This is a genomic window from Streptomyces sp. NPDC085900 (genome assembly GCF_044540925.1).
In the GTDB taxonomy this organism is placed as follows: domain Bacteria; phylum Actinomycetota; class Actinomycetes; order Streptomycetales; family Streptomycetaceae; genus Streptomyces; species Streptomyces gilvifuscus.
In genome coordinates, this window is record NZ_JBITSP010000003.1 from 536,719 (window position 1) to 550,377 (window position 13,659).

Genomic DNA, 13,659 nt, shown 5'->3' on the forward strand with positions numbered 1-13,659 from the left:
GTTGTGCCCGGATTGCCGGTCAGGGACACAGGTGGGCCAGTAGCTCTTCGCCGGCGGGGTATCCCTGCTCCTGGGGGAGCAGTCGGGCAGCTGAGTCCAGTTGGCCGTCCTTGACGAGGGCGTGGATCTCGTGGGCGAGCGGAGTCACGTCGCGGATGGACACGATCCACTCCTCCGCGTAACGCGACGATGCCTCACCCGAGAGCCCCAGTTGCAGCGAGCGGTACGGCAGGGGACGCAGGTCCAGATCGCGTTCGGGATCCCACTGCACACGGGCCGGTGCACGCTTGAGGTCACGCTGCCAGGTGCCACGATCGGGATGCAGTCCGCGGTCGTAGTGCGACAGGCAGGCATGGCGCAGCGCCCAGTCGAAGCCGTCGCGAGTGATCTCGATGGCGAGGACGGTCTCCTGGCCCTCCTTCGCGCCCCAGCCGGAGCGGTACATCATCCACATGAAGCTGGGCTTGATCCACGTCATGCGGTCAGGCTTCCATGCGGCGGGGAAACGGCCCTTGCGGGCGGCGGGTCCGCCGATCTCCGGGCGGTACGCCTGGTAGACGGTGATCGTGGCCTCCGTGTGGAGCGCGCGGATCCTGCGGTGCGGTTCTTCCATGGAGTACAGCGTGGGTCCGGTCACCTCAGGTGACTACCGATTTTCGACCCGTTGCTCGATCGGCGCCGACACGCGAAAGGTCTGTGAACACGCCTTGACATGAGTCATCAAGCCGCGTTCACAGACCTCTGCCCTGTCTGGCGGCGAGGCTACGGTGCCGTCCACCCGATGTCACCCGTCGAATCGGCTCCACTCGACGGGAGCGTCGGCCAGAGGGGCGAGAGCACTCCGGTGTGTGGCGCCGGCCCAGGCGCTGAACCCGTTGTCGCCTCCTTCGTCTGAGACATGCAGGACGAGTCCGGGAGCCACGTAGAAGCGCGTGGGGGCCCAAGGCCAGAACGGCCGCAGGGGCACCGGGAGCAGTCTCTCGGTGAGACGGTCGACCTGCTGTGCGGTGAGTTGGCGGGGCAGCGCCAGGTAGTCGGCTCCCATGGAGGCTTCGTAGAGCGAGAACTGGATGAGGAAGCCGCTGAGGGGTTCCTGCTCGGCGATCGGTGATTCGTCGTACTCACGGAACCAGACGGTCGGATCGGATTCGGGGCCGCCGAGCGTCCACAGCAGCGACCAGAAGAACCCTCCCTGGTTCTCTTCGCCGAAGACGAGCATCTCCCCCTTGGGATCGGCCTGAAGCTTGGAGAGGGGAAGGACTCGGTTCTGCACTCCCAGGCAGCGTGGGCGGTGCTGCGCCAGCCGGTAGAAGTGCCGCAGTCCGTCTGGCAGATCCAGGGCGGAGGCCTCCACCGACGGTGGTCCTGCGGTCTCAGGAGCAGCGGGATACCAACCGGTGATGAACTGTTCGAGCGCACTGGCTCGATTGCCGTTCACGTGTCCCAGCCACTCCAGGTCCGGGAGATCCTCCGGAGGAAGGAGAGGACGGACCAAGTCCAGGCTGGACCTGGTCAAGGGCGAGTGGAGCCGAAGGAGGCAGTCGGTGAGAACGTGTTCGTCGCAGCCCGGACGGAGTACCGTTCCAGCCCGAGTCACGGATCCGGTGCCTAGATACAGGAGGCCTTCCGAGATCCGCACCGTCAGATGAACAGGCAACTTCGGGTCGTCTGTGCCCCGCTCCCAGGGTTCATCCACGAGCCGTTTCCTGACCGGTGTTGGCGCAGGACCAAGGAGGCGGACCTCGCCGGCGTTCCACACGCAACTCCTATCGAGGCTGTCCCCGGCTTCCACGATGATCAGTGTCCCGGCATCGCCGATGACGACAGTGGTGCTTCCGAAGGTGAAGTCTTCGGGGATCGTCAGGCCACCACAAAGGGCATACGCCCACTCTTCGCCCACGAGGGGCATGGAGGACATCCCGCGAGAGTGATCAACCATGTGTCCATCTTCCTCGACGATCCGGCGCCGATTTCCTGCATTGCGGACGTCGCAGTACAACAGGGCACGAGAGGCCTGTGAACGCGGCTTGACATGGATCAAGCCTTCGTTCCTGTGGATGATGTATCGCTGCGGCTGGGCCATGAAGCCGGGGCAGGAGACGGTCCTTGCCGTCGAGATCACTCGCGACGGCTTCGAGTGGGCGCTGCGCAACGCGTGCCTGTCGAGTTACGTACGCGGGCTGCACCCCGACCTCAGCAGCTGGCAACGCGAGCTGAAGCGCTCGCCGGCCCGCGTCCAGTGGGACCCCGAGCGCGATCTGCGTTCGCAGCCCCTGCCCTACCGCTCACTGCAACTCGGGCTCTCCGGCGAGGCCGTACAGCGTTACGCGGACGAATGGCTGGTCTCCATCAGCGATGTGACACCGCTCGCCCGCGAGATACACGCACTCGTCACCAGCGGCGACCTGGACACAGCGAGCGGACTGCTGCCCAAGGAGACGCCCTACCCGGCGCAGGGCGAACTGCTGACTCACCTGCACGGGTAACCGGGGCGTGTCCGATCGGCGTGGCCTCGGCCCAGGGACTACCCGCTGAATCCGTCGCCGTGGTCCGACGAGGAGTCCCGGCGGTTCGCGCGGCAGGCGCTCGGCGCGTTGGACGTGGTGCGTCGCGAGTTGGGGAAGGGCTTTGGCGTTCGCGACGAGAGCCTGCTCTGGGAACTGAGCCGAACCGGCGGTCGTCAGCTCGGGTTCTGGTTCCGGCGGCGGCGCACGAGAACGAGCGTGCCCGCGCCCGCGGCCATCGCCGCGGCCGCCGCGCCCGCGATCGGCAGCGCCGGGGAACCGGTCGCTGCCAGGTTGCCGTCAGGCGGCGTCGTCGTACCGCCGTCGGCCGAGCCGCTCGAGCCACCGGTCGAGCCAGCGCTCGAGCCGTGGGTCGGGCTCGCCGTCGGACTCGTCGTCGGACTCGTCGTCGGGCCGGCCGTCGGGCTCGCCGAGCCGCTAGGTGTGCCGGTCGGGTCTCCGCCCGTGACGTCCAGCGTGATGTCGGCCTTGTCGTTGGTCTTGTCGGGGTCGAAGGGCCGCGCCTCGGTACTCAGCGCCACCGAGCCCTTGGCGTGCGGTACTCGCTTGTCGATCCTCAACTGGAAGGTGTAGCTCTCGTGGCCGCCCTCGTTGTAGGCCGGCTGACGCATGCCGCAGTAGTAGACGTGCCCATCGAGTCTGCAGAACGCGGCGACCTTGACGACCGTCGTCCCGGCGGGCGGTGTGACCACGACTTTCACGGTCGTGTTCTTGACCCAGGCGGGTCCGGCGTTGGTGAACCCCAGCTTCATCGGCACCGTTTCGCCGACGCTCCCCTTCAACGCGGCGCCCGTGACCTGGAAGTCGGCCGTGTTGACGGAAGTGACCGGCACGTCGACGAGGCGCTTGGACCCCGCGACCCCGGTCTGTGTCTCGACCAGGTTCACCGCCGGTGCGGTACCCGCGACCGGGTCCTCGCCGTTCTCGTCCGGCCACGGGGCGTTCCAGTCGACCTCCACGCGCAGCTCGTCGTCGAGCGCGCGGTCCAGTGCCTTGACGCGGATCGGGGTCTCGGGGGTGTAGAGGGCACCCGGCTGCACCTGCCGGTCGTACTCGCAGACCGCGGTCCACCGCTCGGGCATCTCGTCGTACGACCTGACGTGCTGGGTCCAGCAGTTGGAGGGGACCTCCGCGAAGTCGAGGCCCCGGGTGACGGCGTAGGTGACCCACACCTTCGCGGCGGTGGCGGTGCCCTTGTTCGCCACGGTGACCGGCACGTCGAAGGTGCCCCCCGGCTTCAGCCCGTCGACCGGCTTGACACCTCCGACGACCACGTCGGGCTCGGCGTCGTCGGCGAACGCGGCGGGAGCCGCGGCCAGCGCGATCAGGCCGGCGGCACCGAGGGCGGCAGCGGCCGCCCGGGAAGCGCGCGAGGCACGGGAGGCGCGGCGGTCGGATCGGGGCATCGGCATGGAGGACCTCTGTGAGGAGTACGGGCGAACGGAGGGTGTTCTCCCGGGAAACATCGCTTCGGTCCCTAGACTCCCGCCGGCCCCGAACAGTTGCACGCCCAGGCGTCGAGGCGTGAAGAGAGTGGTGTGTCAGGCGAGTTGTCCCCCGTGGGAGCTACGCGCAGGTGTCCACCGTGAGGTGACGATTCGCGGGCGGCGGATCCATAGCGTTCGGAGCAGCCGCGGCGCTTCGGTCGCGGGTCCGGAGGAGGAGTCGTCATGAAACTCGTGTGGCAGATACTGGCCGTGGTGGCGGTGGGCGCGGTGGGCGGTCAGGCCGTCACCGCGGTGCAGGACAACCCGTGGCTGTCGCTCCTCCTGGGCGGTCTGACGGCCGTGCTGTCGGTGTTCGTCTACCGGTGGGTCGTGGGACGCACCGAGGGCCGCCCGGTGACGGAGCTGGCCCGGGAGGGCGCGCGGGGGTCGCTGTACCGGGGGACGGTCATCGGTGTCGTGATGTTCGGGTGCGTCATCGCGAACATCGCCTTCCTCGGGGACTACGACGTCCACGGCTTCGGTTCGCTGACGGGCGCGATCGGACTGGTCGGCTTCATGGCCGGCGCCGCCGTGACGGAGGAGCTGATGTTCCGCGGCCTGCTGTTCCGGCTGGTGGAGCGGCGGCTGGGCACGTACGCGGCGTTGGCGCTGTCCAGTGTGCTGTTCGGCGCGGCCCATCTGTTCAACGAGCACGCCACCCTGCTGGGCGCCGTCGCCATCGCGATCGAGGCCGGGGGCATGCTGGGCGCCGCGTACGCCGCCACCCGCACCCTGTGGCTGCCGATCGGCCTGCACTTCGGCTGGAACTTCGCGGAGTCCGGCATCTTCGGCACCGAGGTCTCCGGCAACGGCGCCACGCACGGGCTGCTGGACGCCTCGACGTCGGGCTCGACCCTGATCACGGGCGGCGAGTTCGGCCCGGAGGCCAGTCTGTACTCGATGCTGTTCGGCGCGCTGGTGACGATCGCCTTCCTGATGCTGGCCCGCCGGCGCGGCCACCTGGTGCCCCGACGCCGTGCCGAGCGCGTGGCCGCCCTGGCTACACTCGGCCGGTGATGACCCCTCAGCAGGCCGGCCAGGTGTGGCGCCGGCTGGACGTCACGGTACGGGACCTCCCGCTCGGGCTGCTGTTCCTCATCGGCTCCTTCCTGCCGGCGCTCCACAGCAACGGGACGGTGCTCGGCGGCGTGCCGACCCGCCCCACCGACGCACTGGCCGTCGTGGCGATCGCCCTGGAAGCCCTCCCGCTCGTCGTTCGCCGACGCTTGCCGGCCCTCACCCTCGCCCTGGTCACGTGCGGATTCGCCGTCGACCAGCTGCGCGGCTACCACACGTTCGCGGCGACCGCGCTGCCCATCGCGCTGCTGAGCGCCGGGTCCCATCTGGAACGGCACCGCCGGACCTGCGTACTCGTCCTCACCGCGGCGTACGTGCCGCTGGCGGTGGCGCTCTCACGGCTCGGCACGGGCGAGTCGCCGGAGGAGTTCGTGACGTTCTACCTGGCGCTGGTCCTCGCGTGGGGCTCCGGGGCGTGGCTGCGCTCCACCCGGGCCGCCGAGGCGGAACGCCGGCGCCGGGTCGCCGAGGACACCCGTACCGCCGAACGCACGCGTATCGCCCGCGAGTTGCACGACGTGGTGACCCACCATGTGACGGCGATGGTGGTGCAGGCCGAGGCGGCACGCTATCTGACCGCCGCGCCCGACCGGCTCGACCAGGCGCTGACCGCCGTCACGGACACCGGCCGGCGGGCCATCACCGACCTGCGGCATCTGCTCGATCTGCTCAACCCCGATCACGGCACCGGGGCGGCGGCGGACGCGCCCGAGCCCAGGACGCCGCCGGTCGGCCGTCTGCTCACCCTCGTGGAGCAGACGCGCCGGGCCGGTCAGCCGGTGGAGTTCACCGAGGAGGGCACGCCGGCCGAGTCGACCGGCAGCGCCGACCTGGTGGCCTACCGGGTGGTGCAGGAGTCCCTGACGAACGCCCTCAAGTACGCCCACGGCAGCCGGACCTCGGTCCAGGTGCGCCACGGGGAACGGGAGATCACCGTGGAGGTCAGCACGGACGGCTCCGGCTCGGGGACCGCCGCCCCCGGCGGCAGCGGGCGGGGCCTGGCCGGCCTGCGCGAACGGGTCGGCATCCTGGGCGGAGACTTCAGCGCGGACCGGAATTCGGGCGGCGGCTTCGTCGTACGGGCGCGGATACCGGCGAGGAGCACGCCGTGACCGTACCGATCCGGGTGCTGGTCTGCGACGACCAGATGCTGATCCGCACCGGGCTGGTGACGATCATCGACGCCCAGCCCGACCTGGAGGTCGCGGGCGAGTGCGGGGACGGGCGGGCCGCTGTCGAACTCGCCGGCCGGCTGCGCCCGGACGTCGTCGTGATGGACATCCGCATGCCGGTGCTCGACGGCCTGGAGGCCACCCGTCTGCTGGCCGGCGCCGGGGTGCCGCATCCCGTGAAGGTGCTCGTGGTGACGACGTTCAACCTGGACGAGTACGTCTACGAGGCGCTGCGCGCCGGGGCGAGCGGGTTCCTCCTCAAGGACGCGCCGCCGGACCGGCTGCTGCACGGGATCCGGACCGTCGCCACGGGCGCGGCGCTGCTGGATCCCGAGGTGACGCGCCAGCTCGTGGGCAGGTACGCCGCCCGGATCCGGCCGGCCGCGGGCGGCGCGCCGGAGGACATCCCCCTGACCCCGCGCGAGCTGGAGGTCCTGCGCCTGATCGCGGACGGCCTGTCCAACAGCGAGATCGCCGCGGCCCTCGTGATCAGCCAGGAGACCGTCAAGACGTTCGTGTCGCGCATCCTCAGCAAACTCCGGCTCCGCGACCGCGTCCAGGCCGTCGTCTACGCCTACCGCCACGGCCTGGTCACCTGACGTGCCGGCGGCCGGTCCGCGGACCGGCCGGTACGGCGGGCCGCGCGCCCCCGGAGCCTGTTCCCGCTGCCCCGTTGCCCCGTTCGGCCCACGGCAGGACCGGCCCGGATGCCCGGATGCCCGTGACGCGCTTGGCTTGTCACCGGGGCACGGCGGCACCGAGAAGGACGGGAATCGGATGATGACGGTCACGGAAATGCCGACGCCGAGAGGCCGCGCACTCGCGGCGCCGGTCGACCTGAACGGCATCGGGCACTATGTGCACTGGGGCGTGATCCAGCTGTCGGTCGCGAACCTCGTGGTCATCGGGGTGATGGTGGTCGTCTTCGTCCTCGCCCTGCTGCTGCCGTTCCCCGGGAGCCGCAGATGACCGGGGCGCGCGGGCCCGAGTCGGCCTCGGGCGGCTGGACGGGAGCCGTACGGCGGCGCGCGGTCGCGGCCCTGCCCCCGGACAAGCTGCTGCCGGACACGCAGCCCGCCTACATGACCTCGTGGCTCTACGTCTTCGGCGTACTCACCCTGACCTCGCTGATCGTGGTGCTGGCCAGCGGTGGCGTGCTCGCGCTGAAGGGGCCCGCTTGGTGGCACGTCTCGGACACCGGGAAGTACGTGAACAGCCTCCACCTGTGGAGCGTCGAGCTGTTCATGTTCTTCATGGTCCTCCATCTGTGGGGCAAGTTCTTCATGGCCGCCTGGCGCGGCCGGCGGGCCCTGACCTGGATCACGGGGGTGGTGTGCTTCCTCACCTCGATCGGGACCGCCTTCACCGGCTACCTCGTCCAGCAGAACTTCGACTCCCAGTGGATCGCCGGGCAGGCGAAGGACGGCCTCAACTCGGTCGGTATCGGCGCCTTCTTCAACGTGCTGGACTTCGGGCAGATGCTGATGTGGCACATCGTGCTGCTCCCGTTCGTCCTCGCGCTGCTGACGGCCTGGCACCTGCTGCTGGTGCGGCTGCGCGGCATCGTGCCGCCGATCGGGGCGGCCGCTCCGGCGGAGGGCTCCCGGGCCGCGTCCGCGCCCCTGGCCGCTGAGGGTGAGGCGCCGTGACGGGCCGACGGCGGGAGAGGTCCGCGGTGCCGGACCCGGCCGGTTTCCCCAGGCGGTCGTACGACCTGGTCAAGGAGTTCACGATCGCCCTGGTGGTGATCGCGGCCCTCACCGCCGTCCTGGCCGCCGTCTTCTCCTCGCCCGACGTCAGGCCGGTGACCCTGGCCTCATGGTCGCGGGCGGACGGCGCGGACTTCACGGCGACGGCGGCCGCCGAGCTCGGCGGCACTAGCGGGACGGCCGAGTACGGGCCGCCGTACAACCACACGCCCGGCGCGGCGCAGAAGCTCGGTCCGCTCGGGCTGCAGAGCGCCGCCGGGGTCCGCATCCCGGTCGACACCGCCGCGGACTTCGTCCTGCGTCCGCTGGCCAAGGCTCCCGAGCCGCCCGTCGTCCGTGCCGCGCTCGCCGCCTGGGCCGCGGCTCCGGCCGCCCGGCGGCAGGCGTGGACCAAGGCCTACTCCGACGCGCTGGCCAAGGCGCCCGGCGGCGATCCCGCCAAGGTCGCCGGCGGCGGCTTCGGCCCGGTCCCGGTCCTCATCGCGCGTCTTCTCGGTCTGGCCAGGTCAGGTGCGCTGGACGGGCAGCTGCAGGCGGAGGGCAAGTTCTACCAGACCGACTACACCCTCCCGCTGCTGTTCCTCTCCGACGGCTCCTACCTGGAGACCCTGGCCCGCGCCGAGCACCTGGGCGGGGACCAGTGGGGAATGATGAACGAGACGGGCGACTACCCGGGACAGGCCTGGCTGTGGCTCTACACGTTCTGGTACCAGATCGAGCCGTTCAAGTCGTCCGGCAACGCCGACGCCCTGATCTGGGGCCTGATGGCCCTGCTCAGCCTGGGTCTGTTGCTGGTCCCCTTCATCCCGGGCGTGCGCTCGATCCCACGCTGGACCCGCGTACACCGCCTGATCTGGCGCTCGTACTACCGCGAACAGGAGACCGCGGGGCGTACTCCTGAGTGAGTCGTGAGGCCGTGACGAAGTGGACGAAGAAAGCGGCTCCGGTCCAACGGCCGGAGCAGCCGGGGCTCTAATTCGGTTGCCCCCCGTGGGCCGATGCGGGGTAATGCCACCCATGGCTGACATCGAGGGCTCGTACGACGATCTGTTCACCGCCGTGCCCAGTGCGCTGGCCGAGTTGCTGGACGGTGGGGACGTCGGGGGCTCGGTGGCGGTGTTCGTGGACGGGGAGCCCGTCGTGGACGTGTGGGGCGGGTTCGCCGACGCCGGCCGTACGGTGCCCTGGCAGCGGGACACGGTCGTCGGGGTGTATTCCGTGACCAAGACGATGACCGCGCTGTGCGCGCTGATCCTGGCCGACCGGGGTGAGCTCGACCTGGACGCGCCCGTGGCCCGCTACTGGCCGGAGTTCGCCGCGCTCGGCAAGGAGAAGGTGCTGGTGCGGCATCTGCTGTCGCACACCGCGGGGCTGCCCGACTGGGACGGTCCGGTGGAGGAGCTGTACGACTGGGCGTCCGCCACGGCGCGGCTCGCCGCGTCGGCTCCGCAGTGGGAGCCGGGCACCGCGGCCGGGTACCACTCGCTCACCCAGGGGTTCCTGGTCGGCGAGGTGGTGTGGCGGGTCAGCGGGCGCAGTGTGGGTGAGTTCTTCGCCGAGGAGGTGGCCGGGCCGCTGGGGGCCGACTTCCACCTGGGCCTGGGCGCCGAGCACGACCGGCGGCTGGCGCTCACCGTCCCTCCGCCGGGGCGGGACGAGGACTACACGGCGAGTGCGCCGGGCAACGAGGCCGCTCCCGGGACCGCCCTGCGGGTCCGCGACGGCAACAGCGTCGCCTGGCGGCGCGCGCAGATCCCGGCGGCCGGCGGCTTCGGCAACGCCCGTTCGGTCGCCCTCGTGCAGTCGGTGCCGGCCTGCGGAGGGACCGTGGGCGGAGTACGGCTGCTCTCGGCGGCCGGCTGCGCGCGGGCCTGGGAGGAGCAGTTCAGCGGGGACGACCTCAGGCTGGGGATGCCCGTGCGCTGGGGGCTGGGCTACGGGCTGTTCGGCAGTACGTTCGGGTGGGGCGGCTGGGGCGGCTCGCTCGTCATGATCGAGCCCGAGGCGCGGATGGTGGTCGCGTACGTGACCAACCAGATGCGCGAACCGGCCGGTGACAACCGGGGGCTGGAGATCGTCATGTCCGCCTACGACGGGCTCACGGGTCTACGGGGTTAGGGCCCCGGACGCACGCCGTCCCCGCCCTCACCGTGGCGAGGGCGGGGACGGCGACCGCGGTCAGATCGTCGACGCGTCGATCACGAAGCGGTAGCGGACGTCGCTGGAGAGCACCCGCTCGTACGCCTCGTTGATCTGGTCGGCGCCGATCAGCTCGATCTCGGCGCCGAAGCCGTGCTCGGCGCAGAAGTCCAGCATCTCCTGGGTCTCACGGATGCCGCCGATGCCGGAGCCGGCGAGGGTCTTGCGGCCGCCGATCACCGAGAACAGGTTGAGCTTGACGGGCTCCTCGGGGGCGCCGACGTTCACGAAGGCGCCGTCCGTGCGCAGCAGCGACAGGTACGCGTCCAGGTCCAGCGGGGCCGAGACCGTGGAGAGGATCAGGTCGAAGGTGCCCTTGAGCTCCTTGAACGTGTTCTCGTCGCTGGTCGCGTAGTAGTGGTCGGCGCCCAGCTTCAGGCCGTCCTCCTTCTTGCGCAGGGACTGCGAGAGGACCGTGACCTCGGCGCCCAGCGCGTGCGCGATCTTGACGCCCATGTGGCCGAGGCCGCCCATGCCGAGGATCGCGACCTTCTTGCCGGGGCCGGCGTTCCAGTGGCGCAGCGGGGAGTACGTGGTGATGCCGGCGCACAGCAGCGGAGCCGCCACGTCGAGGGACAGGGCGTCGGGGATGCGGACGACGTAGTTCTCGTCGACGACGATCTTCTCGGAGTAGCCGCCGTAGGTGGGCTCGCCGTCCTTGCCGACGGCGTTGTACGTGCCGACGCCGCCGCCGGTGCAGTACTGCTCCAGGCCCGCCTTGCAGTTGTCGCACTCACGGCAGGAGTCGACCAGGCAGCCGACGCCCACGCGGTCGCCGACGGCGAACTTGGTCACACCGGGGCCGACCTCGGAGACGATGCCCGCGATCTCGTGGCCGGGGACCATCGGGAAGATCGCCTCGCCCCAGCCCTCGCGGGCCTGGTGGATGTCGGAGTGACAGATACCGGCGAACTTGATGTCGATCAGGACGTCGAACTCGCGGACCTCGCGGCGCTCGATGGTGGTGCGCTCCAGGGGAGCCTTGGCGGCGGGTGCGGCGTATGCGGCAACGGTGGTCATGCCGGAATCTCCTCGGGGGGTCCGTGCCCGGCTGCCTTCTGTCCGACGGTCCGGCTGTCGGTCCGTCCGGGCACGCAGTCCAGCGTGCCCCGAAGTCCGGGGTTCACCCAGGCCACGCCTCTGCGTACGTCCGCTGTGCCTACCACTGGCGGGGTCAGGCTGGTGGACGTACGACCGTGCATCCTTGACGTATGGACGACTATCCCGATGCCGCACAGGAGCCCACGGGCATGACCGGCGGGGCCCTCGACCGGCGCGCCGAGCTCAGTGAGTTCCTGCGGACCCGGCGGGCCCGGCTGAAGCCGGAGGACGTGGGGCTGCCGGAATTCGGACGGCACCGGCGGGTTCCGGGGCTCAGGCGCGAGGAGCTGGCACAGCTGGCGGGCGTCTCGGTGGCGTACTACACCCGGCTGGAACAGGGCAACGGACGGAACGTGTCGGCGGAGGTCCTCGACGCCATCGCGCGGGCGCTCCGGCTGTCCGGCGCCGAGCACTCCCACCTCGTCCATCTCGCGAAGCCGAAGCAGCACAAGAAGAAGCCGGCCGTGCGGACGCAGGCGGTTCGCGGGTCGCTGCGGCAGCTGCTGGACACCCTGGACGGGGTGCCGGCGTACGTCACGGGGCGGTACTCGGACATCCTCGCCTGGAACCGGATGGCCGCGGCCCTGTTCGGCGACTGGGGCGAGCTGCCGGCGCCGGAGCGCAACTGGGCGCGGCTGGTGTTCCTCAACCCGGCCTACCGGGAGCTGTTCGTGGAGTGGGAGCAGAAGGCGTCCGACATCGTCAGCTTCCTGCGCATGGAGGCGGGCTGCTTCCCGGACGACCCGCGGCTGTCCGCGCTGGTCGGCGAGCTCTCCGTGAAGAGCGAGGAGTTCAGGCGGTTGTGGGCGACGCACGACGTGAAGGAGAAGGGGCACGGGGTCAAGCACCTGCACCATCCGCTGGTCGGCGACCTGACCCTCAACTTCGAGGCGTTCCGCCCGGCGGACGACGACGGCCAGGCACTGACCACGTACCACGCCGAACCGGGGTCCCCCTCGGCGGAGGCACTGCGCCTCCTGGCGAGCTGGGGCACCGACGCGACCCGGGCGGGCAAGGGGTCGACGGCGTCCAATCCCTGACCGTCCCCCCGGGTGCCGTCAGTCGACGACCCCCAGATCCCCCCGCATCAGCCGCCGCATCGCCGACAGCCGGGGTTCGGCCTCCTTCAGGTCCGCCAGCGCCTGCTCCGGGCTCTCGCCGTCCCGGGCCAGCCCTCGGTCGAGCCGTTTGACCTCGGCGTCGATGCCGGCGAGGACGACGTTGACGGCCCGGGAGGCCTCCAGGATCCGTTCGGGGACCACCATCTGCGCCTCCGCGTACCGGTCGCGGTAGTCGCGGCGGGCCTCCTCCAGCTGGTCCCGTTCCTGTTCCGTGTAGACACCGTCGCGGATGCGGTGCAGGGCGTCCTTGAGAAGGGTGTGGAACTGGCGCGAGGCACGGTTCATGGCCGTGTAGGCGGCCCGCCGCTCCTCGAACAGCCGCCTGCGCTCGGCCCGTTCGGCCTCCTCGGCCCGCTGCCGGGCGGTGAGCCGCTGGCTCAGGACGGGGGCGAAGAGCGTGCCGAGGACGCCGACGACGGCGGTGATCATGGCGGTCACGGCGGCGGTCATGCGGTGACCCTAGTGGACATGTCATTCGCCCCGGTACGGCGGCATCGCCCCCCACCCCCACTTCGGCACCGGCTGCGGCGCCGGCGGCTTCGCGTCCGGGGCGGAGAAGTGCACGGCGAGGCGGGTGCCCCACTCGACGTAGGCCAGGAACGCCGAGCGGAACTCGGCGTCCGTGGGCAGGCCCGCGTCGTCCGCCGCGTCCTGGATCAGGTTCACCCAGCGCCGCCGCTGCGGCTCGGTGATGTGCTTGCCGACGTGCTTGGCGACCATGTGGCCGTGACCGCCCAGGTTGAGGGAGTAGGCGGGCGGGCCGCCGAAGACCTCGCCGAGCCAGAGGGCGACGTGTTCGGCGTGGTCGGGGGGCAGGTCGGCGAAGAGCGGTGCGAGGAGGGCGTCCTTGAGCACCTTGTCGTAGAAGACCGAGGTCAGGCGGGAGAACGCGGCGGCGCCGCCCGCCCACTCGTACGGCGTCGGCAGGGACGAGCCCGTGCCCCGTACCGCCGTCGGCTTGTAGTGGCGCATCTCCTCGATGTTCTCCACGTACGGGCGGATCTCGGCGAGGAAGGCCGGGAACAGCTCCGATTCGCGGAAGCCCTCCATGTGGTCCTGCGTCGAGGTCCACACGATGCGCAGGATGTAGTGCTCGAAGTCGTCCTCGCAGCGGGCGAGTTCGTAGTCGACGCACTGCGGGGCCGCCGCCAGTTCGGCCGCGGCCCGGGTGTAGGCGGCGAGGAACTCCGCCGAGCGGTCTTCCGGGATGCGGTAGCGGATGTACTCGACGGTCTGTGTGGTCATGCCCCAACCGAAACACGAACGCC

The 13,659-nt window shown here is 70.7% G+C and carries 15 protein-coding genes; 9 read left to right on the forward strand and 6 right to left on the reverse strand.

The genetic code is table 11. The features are described 5' to 3' along the window. Nucleotides 1-19 precede the first annotated feature (19 nt). Together ACIGDI_RS11875 and ACIGDI_RS11880 are read right to left on the reverse strand one after the other, a co-directional pair. Complete coding sequence (locus tag ACIGDI_RS11875; RefSeq protein ID WP_399894203.1) at nucleotides 20-613, reverse strand: DUF4291 domain-containing protein; 594 nt, start codon at nucleotides 611-613, stop codon at nucleotides 20-22. 171 nt (nucleotides 614-784) lie between these two features. Beyond that, nucleotides 785-1,918, reverse strand: a complete 1,134-nt coding sequence (locus ACIGDI_RS11880; protein ID WP_399894206.1) for a hypothetical protein — start codon at nucleotides 1,916-1,918, stop codon at nucleotides 785-787. A 19-nt stretch (nucleotides 1,919-1,937) separates the two neighbouring features. Between ACIGDI_RS11880 and ACIGDI_RS11885 the strand changes: the two genes are divergently transcribed. After that, nucleotides 1,938-2,486 (forward strand): DUF4291 domain-containing protein, encoded by a 549-nt coding sequence (locus ACIGDI_RS11885; RefSeq protein WP_399894209.1) that lies wholly within the window; start codon nucleotides 1,938-1,940, stop codon nucleotides 2,484-2,486. 194 nt (nucleotides 2,487-2,680) lie between these two features. Here the strand turns inward: ACIGDI_RS11885 and ACIGDI_RS11890 are convergent, their stop codons facing one another. Then, the gene (locus ACIGDI_RS11890) at nucleotides 2,681-3,931 is read right to left on the reverse strand and encodes a hypothetical protein (protein ID WP_399894212.1); all 1,251 of its coding nucleotides are present in this window, start codon (nucleotides 3,929-3,931) and stop codon (nucleotides 2,681-2,683) included. A 264-nt stretch (nucleotides 3,932-4,195) separates the two neighbouring features. On the opposite strand from ACIGDI_RS11890, the gene ACIGDI_RS11895 reads away from it, so the two are divergent. From ACIGDI_RS11895 to ACIGDI_RS11925, 7 genes are all read left to right on the forward strand, one after another. After that, nucleotides 4,196-5,029, forward strand: coding sequence for a lysostaphin resistance A-like protein (locus ACIGDI_RS11895; protein WP_399894215.1), 834 nt, complete (start codon nucleotides 4,196-4,198; stop codon nucleotides 5,027-5,029). After that, nucleotides 5,029-6,201 (forward strand): sensor histidine kinase, encoded by a 1,173-nt coding sequence (locus ACIGDI_RS11900; RefSeq protein ID WP_399894218.1) that lies wholly within the window; start codon nucleotides 5,029-5,031, stop codon nucleotides 6,199-6,201. Before ACIGDI_RS11895 ends, ACIGDI_RS11900 begins: the two co-directional genes overlap by 1 nt. Beyond that, complete coding sequence (locus ACIGDI_RS11905) at nucleotides 6,198-6,860, forward strand: response regulator (protein WP_399894221.1); 663 nt, start codon at nucleotides 6,198-6,200, stop codon at nucleotides 6,858-6,860. The genes ACIGDI_RS11900 and ACIGDI_RS11905 overlap by 4 nt, the downstream gene beginning before the upstream one ends. A 196-nt stretch (nucleotides 6,861-7,056) precedes the next feature. Beyond that, a complete protein-coding gene (locus ACIGDI_RS11910) occupies nucleotides 7,057-7,230 on the forward strand; it encodes a hypothetical protein (RefSeq protein WP_399894224.1) in 174 nt (57 codons plus the stop codon). Beyond that, nucleotides 7,227-7,910: a cytochrome b N-terminal domain-containing protein gene (locus ACIGDI_RS11915; protein ID WP_399894227.1), complete on the forward strand. Its 684-nt coding sequence runs from the start codon at nucleotides 7,227-7,229 to the stop codon at nucleotides 7,908-7,910. Before ACIGDI_RS11910 ends, ACIGDI_RS11915 begins: the two co-directional genes overlap by 4 nt. Then, nucleotides 7,907-8,875 carry a hypothetical protein gene (locus tag ACIGDI_RS11920; RefSeq protein WP_399894230.1) on the forward strand — a complete coding sequence of 323 codons (969 nt, stop codon included), beginning with the start codon at nucleotides 7,907-7,909 and terminating at the stop codon, nucleotides 8,873-8,875. Before ACIGDI_RS11915 ends, ACIGDI_RS11920 begins: the two co-directional genes overlap by 4 nt. 112 nt (nucleotides 8,876-8,987) lie before the next feature. Beyond that, nucleotides 8,988-10,088 (forward strand): serine hydrolase domain-containing protein, encoded by a 1,101-nt coding sequence (locus tag ACIGDI_RS11925; protein ID WP_399894233.1) that lies wholly within the window; start codon nucleotides 8,988-8,990, stop codon nucleotides 10,086-10,088. A gap of 60 nt (nucleotides 10,089-10,148) precedes the next feature. On the opposite strand, the gene ACIGDI_RS11930 is transcribed toward ACIGDI_RS11925, so the two are convergent. Then, the gene (locus ACIGDI_RS11930; RefSeq protein WP_200699068.1) at nucleotides 10,149-11,189 is read right to left on the reverse strand and encodes an NAD(P)-dependent alcohol dehydrogenase; all 1,041 of its coding nucleotides are present in this window, start codon (nucleotides 11,187-11,189) and stop codon (nucleotides 10,149-10,151) included. 191 nt (nucleotides 11,190-11,380) lie between these two features. On the opposite strand from ACIGDI_RS11930, the gene ACIGDI_RS11935 reads away from it, so the two are divergent. Then, entirely contained in the window at nucleotides 11,381-12,310 is a 930-nt protein-coding gene (locus tag ACIGDI_RS11935; protein WP_399894237.1) for a helix-turn-helix domain-containing protein, read from the forward strand. 18 nt (nucleotides 12,311-12,328) lie between these two features. Here the strand turns inward: ACIGDI_RS11935 and ACIGDI_RS11940 are convergent, their stop codons facing one another. Further along, nucleotides 12,329-12,841: a hypothetical protein gene (locus ACIGDI_RS11940; RefSeq protein ID WP_399894240.1), complete on the reverse strand. Its 513-nt coding sequence runs from the start codon at nucleotides 12,839-12,841 to the stop codon at nucleotides 12,329-12,331. A 21-nt stretch (nucleotides 12,842-12,862) separates the two neighbouring features. Continuing rightward, complete coding sequence (locus ACIGDI_RS11945; protein ID WP_399894243.1) at nucleotides 12,863-13,636, reverse strand: group II truncated hemoglobin; 774 nt, start codon at nucleotides 13,634-13,636, stop codon at nucleotides 12,863-12,865. Nucleotides 13,637-13,659 lie beyond the last annotated feature (23 nt).